The sequence below is a fragment of the Nostoc sp. C96 genome, assembly GCF_059384975.1.
The window spans coordinates 3270320-3284127 of record NZ_CM182020.1 but is presented as its reverse complement, the minus strand read 5'-3'; the positions used below and the strand labels follow the sequence as shown (position 1 = coordinate 3284127).

Genomic DNA, 13808 nt, shown 5'->3' with positions numbered 1-13808 from the left:
GCGTAACCCACCATAACCAGACACTTACTGTTCCACAGTTCTCACAGTCAAAACCTGCGGTGGTGTAGAATCTGGCGGATAAATCACATCTACCTGCACTTGACGTTGGCTTGCAGGAGTTAGAACAAACTGCACCAATGGTTCCAAAACCTGACCAGTTCTGTGCCATAGATGCACATAGCGTGTATTTTGTTTTCCCTGATCATCAACATAACGTAGCCGCACAGTACCCCGGAAAAACGGAAAATCGAGAGAGGGTTTGCGGAAACGAACACCGCCTTGAGAAAGCTTGTCTTCTTTTAAAGGTGTTTCCAGTGTGACTGTAACTTTTTGCGGTTGGTTTGTATTATTCTTTAAAGGCAAACTCAGATTATATTCCACCCCATAATTACCGTGCGCTTCGTAGGCGGTATCAGGGTAACGCACCAACATTTGCGCCGTTTGGATTTGTTGAGTACCTAATCGACCACCACGCAGAGTAACTAAAGGATAGGAAATCCCTTTACCACGCTCAGGAATAGTTAAATACTGGGCTTTGGGATTATCTACCAAATTAGCTTGCCATTGGGAACCTTGAGATACACCAGCCACACGTCCATAAATTAATGAACCACCTTTAGCATCGGGTGGAGTTGGAGTTTTATCTCTTGGGCCAGCAAAACCAACATTATTTAATAAAGCTTGCCATTCTTTAAGAGTAGGCGCACGGTCGGAACCATCAGCATTTTTTTTCGCAAACATTGCTAAACTCGCTGCGTACACTTTGTTACTACTCCGTAGACGCATAAAACTAGAGCGACCATTCACAGGCTTGGCTAAATTCTTGACAGGAATGGGATGATTCAGCAACATCCGGCTTCCGCCGGGAGGAATGACTATCTTAGCTGGGAAATCTGCTTGACGGACACCACGCAAAACATCACTAACAGCCCTCGCTCCAGGCCCAGAATAAACTTTACCATCATTATTTTCTTGGTAAGGCGGCAAGGTGACAAACGGTGCATCTTGCATTAGATAACTCGCCGCTTGCAAAACATCGACCGTCAAAGGTTTTTTACTAGGGTTTTGCAGCAATACACCGATGTATAACGTTTGTAAATCTTTGGGAGTGTGGGTGTAATGATGGGCAAATAAATCAAAGCGTCCTTGAAACGGAAAATTGAGGTGGGCTGCGGAAACTTTTTTACCATTACCCGGAAAGGTAGAAAGTAAAATTCCCTCATTTTTAATCCATTCTGGGCTGTTGCTGTTAAAAACAGGAATTTTATCTAACTGGCCAGGTAAGGCGCGGACTTCTCCTGGTTGTACAATGTCTTGAGGTGCTGGTTTGGGCGAAGTTTGGGCAACAACTGCTGAACCATTCTGAAAACTTTTGCAGCCAAGTGTTTGAGTAATAGCAATTCCCAATAAGAAAATAAATAAAGGCGATGCTAGTTTATTAGTCATAAAGAATTAGCTCCAGAAAAGTGTGGTGTTAAAAACCAACTCGAATAACTACAGCATAAGTTCAACAAATTAACAAAATTAGAACAAGAATTATCTATATCACAGCAAATTGAGGTTACATAGAAGCAAGATACAATAAGGGAGATTACTGAGATAAGCGGCTAAAAGCCGCTTGATAGCCAAAAAAGAAGTTGGGCAAGTAGGGTATGGCTGATAAGACGATTGATTTGACAAATTGCGATCGCGAGCCGATTCATATTCCGGGATTGATTCAGCCTCACGGGGTCTTGCTAGTGTTGCAAGATACTCACCTCGAAATCATGCAAGTAAGTAATAATACTCGAAAAATAATTGGTTATCAACCAGAGGAACTGTTAGGCAAACAGCTATCATACTTACTGGATGCCAAGCAAATTCAGAAAATTCAGCAATGCCTCACAGAAGATTTCGAGAGTATTAATCCCCTCGACTTGTCACTCAAGCATTCAAATAAATTTATGTATTTTGATGGCATTGTCCATCGTTTAGATTCAGTCATTATTTTGGAACTAGAACCAAAAAAGGCGAAACAAAAAACCGATTTTGTTGACTTTTATCACCAGGTGAAGGGAACTATTACCCGGATTCAAAAAGCACCTACGTTGCTGGAGATGTGCCAGATTGTGGTGAAAGAAGTTCGGCAAATTACTGGCTTTGAGCGCGTTATGGTCTATCGGTTTGATCAAGAAGGTGCAGGCTGCGTCATTGCTGAAGATACTGACCAGGAAATACCTTATCTAGATTTACACTACCCACCTTCCGATATTCCCAAGCAAGCTCGACATCTTTACATCCTCAATTGGTTGCGGCTGATTCCAGATGTTAACTATCAGCCTGTTGCCTTAATTCCGCCAAATCACCCCCTCACCAATCAACCCCTCGATTTGAGTTTGTCGGTGTTGCGGAGTGTCTCGCCAATTCACCTGGAGTATATGCGAAATATGGGCGTGACAGCTTCCATGTCCATTTCTCTGATGCAAAATCAACAGTTGTGGGGATTAATTGCCTGTCATCATTCGTCACCTAAATATATTCCCTACAACATTCGTACCACTTGTGAATTTATTGGACAGGTGATGTCTGTAGAACTGGCAAATAAAGAAGCCAGTGAAGACATCGACTACAAAATGCAGTTGAAGTCATTACAAACTCAATTTGTCGAGGCTTTATCTCAAACCAAGTATTTCCTCGATGGAATGGTGCAGTTGAAATCTCAATTACTCAATTTGGTAAAAGCTACTGGAGTGGTGATTTACAGCAGTAACCAGTGTATTCAAATAGGGGAAACACCATCAGAAGCAGAAGTACATACTTTACTCAACTGGATTAAACCACAACTGGATCAAGGTGTATTTGAAACACCATCGCTCTCCAAAAACTATCCAGATGGTGCGTCGTTTGCAGCGATCGCCAGTGGAGTGTTAGCCCTAGAAATTTCTAGGGTACATCACAATTACATTATCTGGTTTCGGCCAGAAGTCATTCAAACTGTGAATTGGGGCGGCAATCCTCATAAGCCTGTGGAAGTTTTGTCCGATGGCAGTTTCCGGATGTCGCCGCGTAAATCCTTTGAGTTGTGGCAAGAGACGGTGCGGGGTTATGCCTTACCTTGGAAACTCTGCGAAATTACAGCAGTTATAGAATTACGAAGTTTAATTGTCGGTATTGTGTTACGCCAGGCCGACGAATTGGCTTCAATGAATTTTGAATTACAACGCAGCAATGAGGAACTCGATTCCTTTGCTTATATTGCTTCCCACGATTTGAAGGAACCACTGCGCGGCATTCACAACTACGCTAACTTTTTGATGGAAGATTATGCAGAAATACTCAATGAAGATGGAATAGCCAAACTGCAAACCTTGGTGCGGTTGACGCAACGGATGGAAGACCTAATCAATTCACTGCTGCATTTCTCTCGCTTAGGACGCGCCGAAATTATGCGGCAAACAGTGAACTTGCAGGATTTATTACAGCAGGTAATTAATACCTTCAGCATTACACGACCGCAAAGTGAAATTGAATTTCGGATTCCGCAAACTCTGCCCAAGATTGAGTGCGATCGCGCCCAGGTGAATGAACTTTTCACCAACCTCATCAGCAACGCTATTAAGTACAACGATAAAGCACAAAAGTGGGTGGAAATTGGCTACATTCAACAGGAGTCGCCCAACACTCCGCTAACAGCACTACCAATTTTCTACGTCCGTGATAACGGCATTGGTATCCTGGAAAAGCATCTCGACAAAATCTTTCAAATCTTCCGCCGCTTACATGGACGGGACGAGTTTGGCGGTGGAACTGGTGCCGGATTAACTATTGCTCGAAAAATTGTAGAACGGCACGGGGGGAGAATTTGGGTAGAATCTACACCTACTCAAGGTAGTACATTTTACTTCACATTAGCACCGGAGGCAATCACTTGAATCTTACTTCCACTTCGCCTATCTCCAAAATACCCCTGCTGTTAATTGTGGAAGACAGTAATGAAGACTTTGAAGCACTATACAGATTGTTACAGCGATCGCCCATAAAAATTTCCATCCAGCGGTGTGTAAATGGCGAACAAGCCTTAGCGTTTCTTTACCGTACTGGGAACTATCGCGATCGCGAAATTTCTTTAATGCCAGGGTTGATTGTTCTGGATTTAAACCTGCCTGGAACTGATGGTAGAGAGGTATTGCGCCAGATCAAACAAGATGATCATCTCAAAACCGTTCCAGTTGTCGTGTTCACTACCTCCAATAATCCCAAAGATATCGAAGATTGTTACCGATACGGAGTTAACAGCTACATCGTCAAGCCGATAAATTTTGAGCAATTAAAACGAGATATACAAACGCTGATCCGCTACTGGTTTGAGGTGACTAAGCTTCCTGAACATCTGGAGTATTAATCCTGGTTCTGTCAAAGTGTTGATACTGATTTTCTGTTAATCGGCACATTATTTTTATTCCATCTCACCCTCTGAGCAAATTAACCAAAAATATTGAGCCTGCACTGTTGATAATCGCTATTAAGAACACTTCAACTATTGATAATTCTCAGCTATATTAAATTCAGTTTCGTATTCTGATTCAAGAATTGCTTAAATGGAAATACTTATTGAATCAACTAAAGAATTTGAACAAGATTTAGAAAAATTTAACAATAGGGAAAAATTTAAAATTATTAAGAAATTGAATCGTTATGTAGATTTAATTTCCAAAAACAGAAAATTACTAGAAAATCAGGCATTTAAATTAAAAAATATTAAATTTAACACTGAGTATGATTCTTCTCTTTATGCCTTAATAATTGATAAAGATTTAAGAATTATCCTCACAATTGATGATGATCCGATTTTTGATGCTACGGTGATCACTTTATTTAGAGTTGTTAGTACTGAAAATGCTTCACAAGCATATAGTTCAGTCGCTGAGTATCTCTACCAAGATTTTAGTATGAAAAATCAAGAGATTGAGGTTCAATCTAGCTGATGCCACAGATTAAACCACTTCTAGATGAACATGGTGTGATTTATGAAGCTATGAAAATTTTACCTGATGAATTAAAAATTGATTTTCTCGAAGCATTGGCAGAATTAGAAGATAATGAATGCCATAGAACTAGAACTTTCCCCAAAACGAGACTGCGGAAAGTTAAAGGCATTAAACAAGCAATATATCGCGCCGATATTGATAAATTATCTGGCTGGCGTATTCATTTGCAATATATTGATGGGAAGATTCATTTAAATGATATTATCGAAGGGCAACGCCACGATGATGTGATTGAAGTTATTAAATCTAAAAAACATAGATATGAGTAAATACAGCAAGCTTCAAGTGATCATTTTCTCCGCTTGAATAGTAGTTTGCCCGGATAATTCCTGAATTATTATATATTTTTAACTGCGAAATCGCTAATTTTATTTTAGATAGCAAAAGTTTGTGTTTGATTAACTTTTTTAGTTGAATACTTTGTCCTGGTGTTACATAATCGATAGCGAGATTGATGGTATTTTATTTTTGAACAAACTTCTTTATTCTAATCGCAATACAAGCTATGACACTCAATTTATATTTACTGCGACATGGAGAAACTACTTTTAGTCAAAGTGGTAACTTCTGCGGTGAAACTGATGCAGAATTGACAAAAGAAGGAATGGAAATGGCATCGAGTTTTGCCGATGTTTATCAAAAATTGCAGTGGGAAGCTGTTTATGTTAGCCCGATGAAGCGCACAATTGCAACTGCCAAGCCATTTTGTGATGCTACTGGAATGGAGATGCAGTTGCGTGATGGACTTAGAGAAGGTAGTTACGGACAATGGGAAACTAAGAGTAAATCCTTTGCTCAAGAGAATTATGCCCAAAACTATGTAAACTGGTTGACAGAACCTGCTTGGAATGCGCCAATAGGTGGAGAAACTGCGGTAGATATTGCTAACCGTTCTATGCCTGTAATTGCAGAAATTCAAGAAAAACATCCCGAAGGTAATGTTTTAGTAGTTTCCCATAAAGCCACAATTCGGATTATGCTTTGCAGTTTACTGGGAATTGATTTGGGACGCTATCGCTATCGGGTGAATATTTTAGTCGCGTCGGTAAGTATGGTTAAATTTGATGTTAATGGCCCTTTGTTAGAAATATTAGGCGATCGCCATCATATACCCGATCATATTCGCTCTCGTCCAGGAACATAAATTGCTACAAATGTAGTAACGGAACCCAACATCATCGAGACTTTGTTGGGTTTTGCGATCGCTTGCAGCTACTCTCAAAAAAATCTAGGCTTTATAAATAAGTAAAAAATTCCTGGGGAACTAACCGAAGTTCACCAGATTTAAACCGAGAAATGTCAACCCATAATGCCCGATGATGATGGGTTCCTGATTCAGAAAACATCAAACTTTCTAGTTGATAAAACTTGGAATCAGCAAAATCGCATTGATAAAGCTGAATGATTTCATGACCTTGGCGATTGTTATAGATAAATAAATTTTCAATACAACCCAAATAGATAATATTAGTTAACTCAGCTTGAATTTCTTCTTGAAATTCTCGCTGTAAAGCTGTATAACTAGTTTCCCCAAAATCAATACCGCCACCCAAGGCGCGGTAAAAATGAGACTGCTTTGCTGGGTCATAACCTTCGGAAACAAAAATTCGCTCACCATCCCGAATTAGTCCTAAAGCTATGACCCGAATTTCCCCTGATTTACTCATTCTTGTCACTAATTATCGTATATAGAGTAAGAACGGCTTTCGCTATCTTCTACAGGCCAATCTTCATTTTCGCCGCCAATATACAATTGTTCAATAGTGACATATTCTTCACTAAGCTGGGTGAGAGCGTTGATTAAAATATCTAAAGAAATCGCATCACTAGTTCCCAAATCAAACCAGCAACGCGCCCATTGTCCTTCGTACTCAATCTCGCCCATGTTGTGCATTAATGCTAACAAGCTTTTGTCATAACCTTGTGGGTCATAATCCATATAGCTGATTTCTAGTCCCGTTTCTTGAACTTGCAAATTTTCAGCGTTAAATGCACCCAATTTACCTAAGTAAAACCAGGAATTAAAAACTTCTTCTATATATTCTTTTTCTCGTTGCGAAGGTACGGTGCTAAAACCTAACCAAATCCAGACATCAAAGGGATTAAATTCACGAAACTGAATGTGCATTCAACTATCTCAATTACTGTCGCTCAGAATAAGCATATCAAAGAGATGGCTATTCAAGAATCAAGCCTCAAGCCTGAGAAATGAAGCCTAAAATTTCATACCTCAGACTTCAGACTTTTTTGGTTATCTACCGGAATTATTGAGTTGATTGACCGCACTATTGCGTTCTCGCTCAATTTGTTTGACTAAACTAGCGGGTAATTGGGATTTTTTGGTTAAAGCTTTGTCAAAATTAGCGATCGCATCTCGCAGCAACTCTTGACTTTTTTCGCGTCTTCCCTTTTCCTTGAGGATTTGGGCTTTGAGATAATACAACTCCGGGTTATTTGGTGCGCCTGCGATCGCCTGATTAGCATAATCTAAAGCTTGAGTGTACTGTTTCAAATCTCGGTAGCCAATCGCAATTCCCCGATCCGCCAAATATCTGGGTGCAGCACTTGTCTCTAGCCGCCCAATTGCCTCATCAGGATTGGCAAAAGGCAAATTCACAGATAGCATTAAATCCATATAGCCTTTGAGCAAATTCAATTCTGGGTCTTTGGGCGAAATCGCTTCAGCCTTATCTAAATACTGGTAAACTTGCCGCAACCGACCTAAAGCTTGGGTAGCACCTTTCGCCGCACCTTCCCGCGTCACAATTACCGCCCCTTCAAAAAAATGCCCAACGGCAGTGTAAATATTACCACGGAGTGGGTCATTAGCAATTAATTTCTGCCCAGCGTCTAGAATTTGCTGGCTGTAGTTATTTAAACTTGTAAAATCGCCCTTTGTGTATGCTAACGATGCTTGCATTGCATAAGCTAAAGGTTCATTTGGTTCTTTGGCTAAGGCTTCCTTGAGGTGACGTTCGGCTTCGGGATAATTACCTTGTTGGAAAATAGCTTTAAAAGCTGCTTCTGTATGATCGCCAATTTGATGTGGTTCGTTGCGGCCAAAGGGGTCGCCAGCTAAAGATGGAGTTACCCACAGACTAAAGGCGATCGCAGTTGTCAAACTTGTCTGAGCAAATCTACTTAATTTAGTAAGTACTATTTTTGTAGCGGGAAATAATTGAGTCATCAGCACCCTCAGAATAATTGCGGTGGAAATAGCTTTATATGTTACCTAGAATGCCAAAAAATTTTCATCTTAATTGAGTTCTATTTTCAGTCAACACATTCTCAACAGGTTGACTTGGCTAATTTTTGCAAGTTCCCAGAATTGTTACCGTCCTGAATTTAAGGTTCTTCTGCCAAAATGGAGAGATAGTTTGGCTGTGAGATCATGCTTGAAGCGAGTAACATGGCATAAATTAATTCGGAATTTTCCGATTGTGCTTGGTGTAGTTAATCTTGGTTAGTGAGTCATTCGCCAATTTTTGGTAATTTTAACAAATGCTCTATCTCAGAAATTTAATTTATCATCCCACAGCTTGCCCAACCGCAATTCTCAAGTCAATTAACCTAGAATTACCGCCTCAACAGTTAGGTTTAATTATCGGCCCTAGTGGTTCTGGCAAAAGCACCTTACTAGAAATTTTGTCTGGACTAGCCGAACCCACTTCTGGCGGAGTGTTTTGGCGAGAACAAGAACTCATCGCCGAACAACTACAACAACTGGCTGGAATTGTGTTTCAGTTTCCTGAACGGCACTTTTGCGGCGGGACAATTTTAGAAGAATTGCGCCTAGGACATCCTGAGTTAGGGTCAGAACGAGTCAAGCAAGCCCTCAGCGAAGTGGGATTAGAGCATTTATCCTTGTCTGCCGCGCCTTATGCTTTAAGTGGAGGACAGCAAAGGCGTTTAGCTTTAGCAGTGCAATTAATTCGTCAGCCGAATGTATTGTTATTAGATGAACCTACCGCCGGTTTAGATTGGTCAATGCGCCAGCAACTAGTCAACTTATTGGCGAAACTCAAACAAGACTGGACATTGTTAGTAGTAACACATGATGCTGGAGATATGTTAGCGATCGCCGACCGTTGTTGGACACTCAATCACGGCGAACTGCAATCAGTTGATCCAGCAACACTTAGTAGTAAAGTGAAAGAACCCCAACCAACAGTGTGACTTCAAAAGTATGAAGTATAAAGTAAGAAATTTCATCTTTGAGTCTTCTGCCTTTTGACCATTGACCATTGACCATTGACTAATGACTAATTCCACCAATCCCTTGCTGCCAGAAATGGCAGAAATTTGGCAGCAAACCCTTAATTGGCAACCAACTACACAGCAACAGACACAATTCCAGCAACTTTATGAGTTAATTCTGTCAGGTAACAGCCAATTAAACTTAACGCGGATTACCGAACCCCAAGAATTTTGGGAAAAACATCTCTGGGATTCCTTGCGGGGAATTGTACTAAACAACCAATTTATTGCATCTCTTCAAACAGGTGCATCAGTCATTGATATTGGTACAGGTGCAGGTTTTCCTGGTGTTCCGGTAGGAATGATTGCACCCAACAGCACAATTACTCTGCTAGATTCCACCCGCAAAAAAATTGCTTTTATCGACAAAGTATTAACTACACTAGAACTCAGCAATTGCAAAACTCTCGTTGGCAGAGTGGAAGAAATTGGTCAACAAACCCAACACCGCCAGTCCTATGATCTTGCCTTAATTCGCGCCGTCGGTACAGCTTCAGAATGTGCAGAGTACACCTTACCATTACTGAAAAAAGGTGGTTTAGCAGTAATTTATCGAGGTACTTGGACTGAAGAAGAAACTACAGCTTTGCAAAATGCTGTTAAACAATTAGGTGGTGAAATTGCCTCAATAGAACAATTCACTACTCCCCTAACTAATAGCATCCGTCACTGCTTATATCTGCGAAAAGTAGCAAGCACACCGTCTCAATTTCCTCGTGCCGTTGGCATACCTCATCAAAAGCCATTGTGACGGGGGAAAACGCCTCGTTCCGGTCGCAACGACATTATCGACGTTGTAAGTCCTACTAAACACTCAATACTTCTAAAATATGTATTTTTTCTTTATTCAATAACTTAGGCTTCTAATTGCTAAATAGGGAACAAAAAAACATGGTTTAACCTGTTAAAAACCTACTATATTTACTTTTCATAAAAGTAGGGCAAAGTATGGTTGCTTTGAAATATTTTGCATTCTTTGTACTACTATTAGCAGCACTATTATCAGCAATTAAGCAAATGAGTCTTGCTTTGGATGAAGGAAATCTTGAGCGCTTTACTCTTTGGACAAGTGTTGCTTCTTTGATTGCAGGTTTACCAATTATATTGTGGTAAATCTGGTAAATCTTTGACTTCGTAAGTTGGTCGTTGCCGGGTAAAGTATGAAAGATAAAAGTTTATACTTCATACTTCCTCTTCATTCACAACATCAATGGTTCCATTTCATGCTGATACCATTGTTGGTCAACGCGTTCAGCGACTAAAGGTCGAACAATAAATTTAAGTGGATAACCATCTTGAACATCAACTCGCACGCAGGAATAAGGTAAGCGTGTTTGAGAACCGTAACCATAGCGACCGACATAAAGTAGGGAATCTGCAACTTTGCGAATCGGACTACTAGGAACTTCAGTAAACCTCTCTAACAATTCCGTTCCCTCACTGCGCTGACGGCGAGGACGGCGACCACTACCACCGGAGACAATGCAAGGAATATGAGAATCTGCATATCCTGTATCGGCTATGCGGAGATATTCTAAACAGTGAGCATGACCGTTAAATATTAAATCAACTAAGGGTCGGCCTTGTGTGAGGGAACCAAGATTTTCTTTGACTTGTTCCAAAACCCAACGTAACCGATGACGCACTGCTAAAGTTTGTGCTTGACTCCATTTTGTGGCTTCGGTGACGTATGGAGGATGGTGAAAAAAGAGTATCCGGCCGCGAACTTCTGAAGTATGCCAAGATTCAATGAGTCTGTCGCGCAACCATTCTAGTTGTTCAAAATCAATTGTGGGTGACTGATGAGATGATAATTGTTTCTCGATGTCAATTTTGACTTCGTTAATTTGGTCTAATTTGGCACTAAGGTCGTCGAGTTGTTCCGCATCGGCTGGGTTATCGGGATTGAGGCGATCGCTTATTGCCAAAATCTGTTCTTCTTCTTTGTCTATTTCTTGGCGGCGCTTTTGCAATTCCCGGCGGTAAATTTCTCCGGCTTGGGTTGTTGGTAAAGGCGATGGCATATTAAATGTGTTGGAATCCAACGCGAAAAAATCTATACCACCATACCGAAAACTGTAATAACGATTGGGTACACGGGTAAATTCTCCTGGTATGTAACGCAAACAACGACCAGTGTCTGTTTTACCTGTGTAATTTTGGTCTAAATGGTGGTGTAATTCTTCAGGAAAAGTTAAAGCGGCTAGATAATCTAGAAAAGCGCGTGAATAAGCATCTCCTTGATTAGAACCATGCCAACCAATTTCAAAATCTTTGTAACGCAACATCCGCCTCAACCTGAGTGTGCTACCTGTTAACCAACGGTAGACAAATGGCACATCATAATAATCGTGATTGCCGAGAACCGGTAAAAACGGTAAGTTAAAGGTCATGCGATCGTAAGCAATCTTCTTGGGGTTCTCGCCACCCACTAAAAATTCTCGGTAAGGTTCAATAAAGTTGGCTGGGTAATATTCATGGGAACCTACCACATAAATCACATCACCGGTATGCAGCACAAAACGACAATCATCTTTATGCGCCAGCATTAATTTAGCTACTTCACGTTGCGGGTGGTGTCCGTAATGAGATTTTGTACCACTATCTCCAATCACCAAAAACGAAAATTCGGGATTCTCATCTTTGCCATCGTCAATTATCATACTGGTTTGATCGATGCCTCGCTGGAGCATAGTGCTATGTCTCCACCGTACCCTCTCCTTCATTTTTTGAATTTTTACAGGAATTGGTGGTTCAGAAATCAATCTCATACTTTAACAATGCTTTCCTAACGCATCCCAATTGTAGCGAGTTGTTTTCATAATTACTCACTGTTGCTCACCACGGTTAATTGGGTGTATGGCTGATTAACTGGAAGAAATTTGTTTCGCGCCTACTCTGCGAGAACGCCTGATGGCAAATGCGCCTTTGCGCGAAGAATCAATCTTTAATTATGGTTAAACATCTGAATTCATCCAGCATTTATGCAACGCCTAATTGATCTGTTAGTCAGCTTTTAATTTTGTGTGGATGAGTATTTACAGAAAAATTCAGATGCCATAAGAAGCTAAGTCAACGCTGATAAACTGGGTTGTAAACTTAACAAAAAGTTAGGATAAATATCTTACGTATTTGTTACTAATCTTGAAAATGAAAATGTGTACAAGCCAGTTGTCACTAGATTATAGTAGTTTTACGGAATAACACACCACTAGAAATGGCTAAGTAACATTAACGTCTAAGTATCTGTAGTTGATTATTGACAAGATTATTGACAAGATAGTTTATTTGTAGGCTTTCGCAGCAGGAGACACATAATTAACTAATCCAAGCAACTAGAGATTTTCACAGGTAACACTGAAAATTGTCAACAAGACTAGATAAAATTTTGCATAGATCTGCGAAATGCAACCTATCTATGTTGTATGAACATACAGTAAAGCCCAAGTGAAGGGATTGACTATGAAACCGTTTTTCCTGATAAGATGCGTCTGTGTAACCTTAATGCTTGGCTCTCTCTTACCTGTTAGCGCAGATAAAGTTGTAGCCCTGCCTACTTACTTAGCTCAAGCTCAGTCAAACTACAACCAATATATGCAGATGGGTTACAGTGCTACCCGTCAGAGGAATTACTCAGCCGCTTTGAATTATTTTAAACAAGCACTTCAGGAAAGACCAGGCGATCGCTACGCTACCACAGCGGTGAACAATATCCAAATTTATGTATCGCGCGATCGCCGCAATGGTAACAAGCGTCAAACCTACGTTACTTATATTCCCACCAACTTGGGCAAACCCGTGCGGCAAGTACAGGGAGGCACCCGTGCTGGGCAACGTTTAAGTGAAAACGGTGCTGTTTGCATTCCTGGTAAAAAACGCTTAATGGCGCTAACACCAACTTTAGATTTAATGCAAAGAACCACAGCCGCTAATCCCAGTTTCTTCTTTTATGTACCGCAAACATCTGCACCAGTCATGGAATTGGTTTTGTCAGATGATCAAGATAATGTTGTGTATCAACAAACCTTGCCAACACCAACTAAAGCTGGTATTGTCAGCCTGAATTTGCCAGAAAAATCAGATGTACCAAGTTTAAAAGTTGGTAAAACTTATCACTGGGACTTTTCGATAATTTGTGATCGCAGCGATCGGCAGCTTGATTATGTAGTTTCTGGCTCCATTCAACGTATTGCACCAGATGCTGCACTGATGACGGAATTAGAGAAAGTCAAACCAGAAGAACAAGCGGCAATTTACGCCTTATCCGGATTTTGGGAAGATTCTTTAGCAATTCTCAGTGAATTGCGTAAATCTAGCCCTAACGACCTGACAATTAAAAATGATTGGGAAGATTTATTACGCTCAGGAGGTTTAGAAGAAATTACTCAAGAACCTCTAGTATCTTGCTGCACAATACAGTAGACCTCTAGGGGTAAAAATTAACTCATCAATCAAAGATGAGCAGAAACTTTACCATCGTTAAACAATGATTAAGAAAAACTTTTAATTTCCTGCACGCAAAAC

At 40.5% G+C, this 13808-nt stretch carries 14 protein-coding genes; 9 read left to right on the top strand and 5 right to left on the bottom strand.

Annotated elements, in window-relative coordinates:
- Nucleotides 1-24 precede the first annotated feature (24 nt).
- Nucleotides 25-1446, bottom strand: coding sequence for a DUF3370 domain-containing protein (locus AC504W_RS13965; protein ID WP_494878419.1), 1422 nt, complete (start codon nt 1444-1446; stop codon nt 25-27).
- A 206-nt stretch (nt 1447-1652) separates the two neighbouring features.
- Here AC504W_RS13965 and AC504W_RS13960 point away from each other — a divergent pair, with 206 nt between their 5' ends.
- From AC504W_RS13960 to AC504W_RS13940, 5 genes are all read left to right on the top strand, one after another.
- Nucleotides 1653-3911: an ATP-binding protein gene (locus AC504W_RS13960; protein WP_494878417.1), complete on the top strand. Its 2259-nt coding sequence runs from the start codon at nt 1653-1655 to the stop codon at nt 3909-3911.
- A complete protein-coding gene (locus AC504W_RS13955) occupies nt 3908-4381 on the top strand; it encodes a response regulator (protein WP_494878416.1) in 474 nt (157 codons plus the stop codon). Before AC504W_RS13960 ends, AC504W_RS13955 begins: the two co-directional genes overlap by 4 nt.
- Before the next feature lie 196 nt (nt 4382-4577).
- Nucleotides 4578-4964, top strand: a complete 387-nt coding sequence (locus AC504W_RS13950; protein WP_494878414.1) for a hypothetical protein — start codon at nt 4578-4580, stop codon at nt 4962-4964.
- Nucleotides 4964-5296, top strand: coding sequence for a hypothetical protein (locus tag AC504W_RS13945; RefSeq protein ID WP_494878412.1), 333 nt, complete (start codon nt 4964-4966; stop codon nt 5294-5296). The genes AC504W_RS13950 and AC504W_RS13945 overlap by 1 nt, the downstream gene beginning before the upstream one ends.
- Nucleotides 5297-5532: 236 nt before the next feature.
- Complete coding sequence (locus AC504W_RS13940) at nt 5533-6171, top strand: histidine phosphatase family protein (RefSeq protein ID WP_494878411.1); 639 nt, start codon at nt 5533-5535, stop codon at nt 6169-6171.
- Between the two features lie 91 nt (nt 6172-6262).
- Here the strand turns inward: AC504W_RS13940 and AC504W_RS13935 are convergent, their stop codons facing one another.
- The 3 genes from AC504W_RS13935 to AC504W_RS13925 form a co-directional block, all read right to left on the bottom strand.
- A complete protein-coding gene (locus AC504W_RS13935) occupies nt 6263-6694 on the bottom strand; it encodes an NUDIX hydrolase (protein WP_494878410.1) in 432 nt (143 codons plus the stop codon).
- 8 nt (nt 6695-6702) lie between these two features.
- Nucleotides 6703-7155 carry a DUF3531 family protein gene (locus tag AC504W_RS13930; RefSeq protein WP_494878408.1) on the bottom strand — a complete coding sequence of 151 codons (453 nt, stop codon included), beginning with the start codon at nt 7153-7155 and terminating at the stop codon, nt 6703-6705.
- 123 nt (nt 7156-7278) lie between these two features.
- Nucleotides 7279-8214: a Sll0314/Alr1548 family TPR repeat-containing protein gene (locus AC504W_RS13925; protein ID WP_494878406.1), complete on the bottom strand. Its 936-nt coding sequence runs from the start codon at nt 8212-8214 to the stop codon at nt 7279-7281.
- A 314-nt stretch (nt 8215-8528) separates the two neighbouring features.
- Here AC504W_RS13925 and AC504W_RS13920 point away from each other — a divergent pair, with 314 nt between their 5' ends.
- From AC504W_RS13920 to AC504W_RS13910, 3 genes are all read left to right on the top strand, one after another.
- Complete coding sequence (locus AC504W_RS13920; protein ID WP_494878404.1) at nt 8529-9203, top strand: ABC transporter ATP-binding protein; 675 nt, start codon at nt 8529-8531, stop codon at nt 9201-9203.
- An 82-nt stretch (nt 9204-9285) separates the two neighbouring features.
- Complete coding sequence (gene rsmG, locus AC504W_RS13915) at nt 9286-10035, top strand: 16S rRNA (guanine(527)-N(7))-methyltransferase RsmG (RefSeq protein WP_494878402.1); 750 nt, start codon at nt 9286-9288, stop codon at nt 10033-10035.
- A gap of 197 nt (nt 10036-10232) precedes the next feature.
- On the top strand, nt 10233-10397 hold the full coding sequence (locus tag AC504W_RS13910) for a hypothetical protein (RefSeq protein WP_494878400.1): 165 nt from the start codon (nt 10233-10235) through the stop codon (nt 10395-10397).
- 86 nt (nt 10398-10483) lie between these two features.
- Here the strand turns inward: AC504W_RS13910 and AC504W_RS13905 are convergent, their stop codons facing one another.
- On the bottom strand, nt 10484-12055 hold the full coding sequence (locus AC504W_RS13905) for a metallophosphoesterase (RefSeq protein ID WP_494878399.1): 1572 nt from the start codon (nt 12053-12055) through the stop codon (nt 10484-10486).
- Between the two features lie 733 nt (nt 12056-12788).
- On the opposite strand from AC504W_RS13905, the gene AC504W_RS13900 reads away from it, so the two are divergent.
- The gene (locus tag AC504W_RS13900) at nt 12789-13706 is read left to right on the top strand and encodes a DUF928 domain-containing protein (protein ID WP_494878397.1); all 918 of its coding nucleotides are present in this window, start codon (nt 12789-12791) and stop codon (nt 13704-13706) included.
- Nucleotides 13707-13808: the final 102 nt, after the last annotated feature.

Bases quoted from the DNA above. Each gene is read 5' to 3' on its own strand.
- AC504W_RS13965 (WP_494878419.1), bottom strand. From the start codon at position 1,446: ATGACTAATAAACTAGCATCGCCTTTATTTATTTTCTTATTGGGAATT.
- AC504W_RS13960 (WP_494878417.1), top strand. From the start codon at position 1,653: ATGGCTGATAAGACGATTGATTTGACAAATTGCGATCGCGAGCCGATT.
- AC504W_RS13950 (WP_494878414.1), top strand. From the start codon at position 4,578: ATGGAAATACTTATTGAATCAACTAAAGAATTTGAACAAGATTTAGAA.
- AC504W_RS13945 (WP_494878412.1), top strand. From the start codon at position 4,964: ATGCCACAGATTAAACCACTTCTAGATGAACATGGTGTGATTTATGAA.
- AC504W_RS13940 (WP_494878411.1), top strand. From the start codon at position 5,533: ATGACACTCAATTTATATTTACTGCGACATGGAGAAACTACTTTTAGT.
- AC504W_RS13935 (WP_494878410.1), bottom strand. From the start codon at position 6,694: ATGAGTAAATCAGGGGAAATTCGGGTCATAGCTTTAGGACTAATTCGG.
- AC504W_RS13930 (WP_494878408.1), bottom strand. From the start codon at position 7,155: ATGCACATTCAGTTTCGTGAATTTAATCCCTTTGATGTCTGGATTTGG.
- AC504W_RS13925 (WP_494878406.1), bottom strand. From the start codon at position 8,214: ATGACTCAATTATTTCCCGCTACAAAAATAGTACTTACTAAATTAAGT.
- AC504W_RS13920 (WP_494878404.1), top strand. From the start codon at position 8,529: ATGCTCTATCTCAGAAATTTAATTTATCATCCCACAGCTTGCCCAACC.
- rsmG (WP_494878402.1), top strand. From the start codon at position 9,286: ATGACTAATTCCACCAATCCCTTGCTGCCAGAAATGGCAGAAATTTGG.
- AC504W_RS13910 (WP_494878400.1), top strand. From the start codon at position 10,233: ATGGTTGCTTTGAAATATTTTGCATTCTTTGTACTACTATTAGCAGCA.
- AC504W_RS13905 (WP_494878399.1), bottom strand. From the start codon at position 12,055: ATGAGATTGATTTCTGAACCACCAATTCCTGTAAAAATTCAAAAAATG.
- AC504W_RS13900 (WP_494878397.1), top strand. From the start codon at position 12,789: ATGCTTGGCTCTCTCTTACCTGTTAGCGCAGATAAAGTTGTAGCCCTG.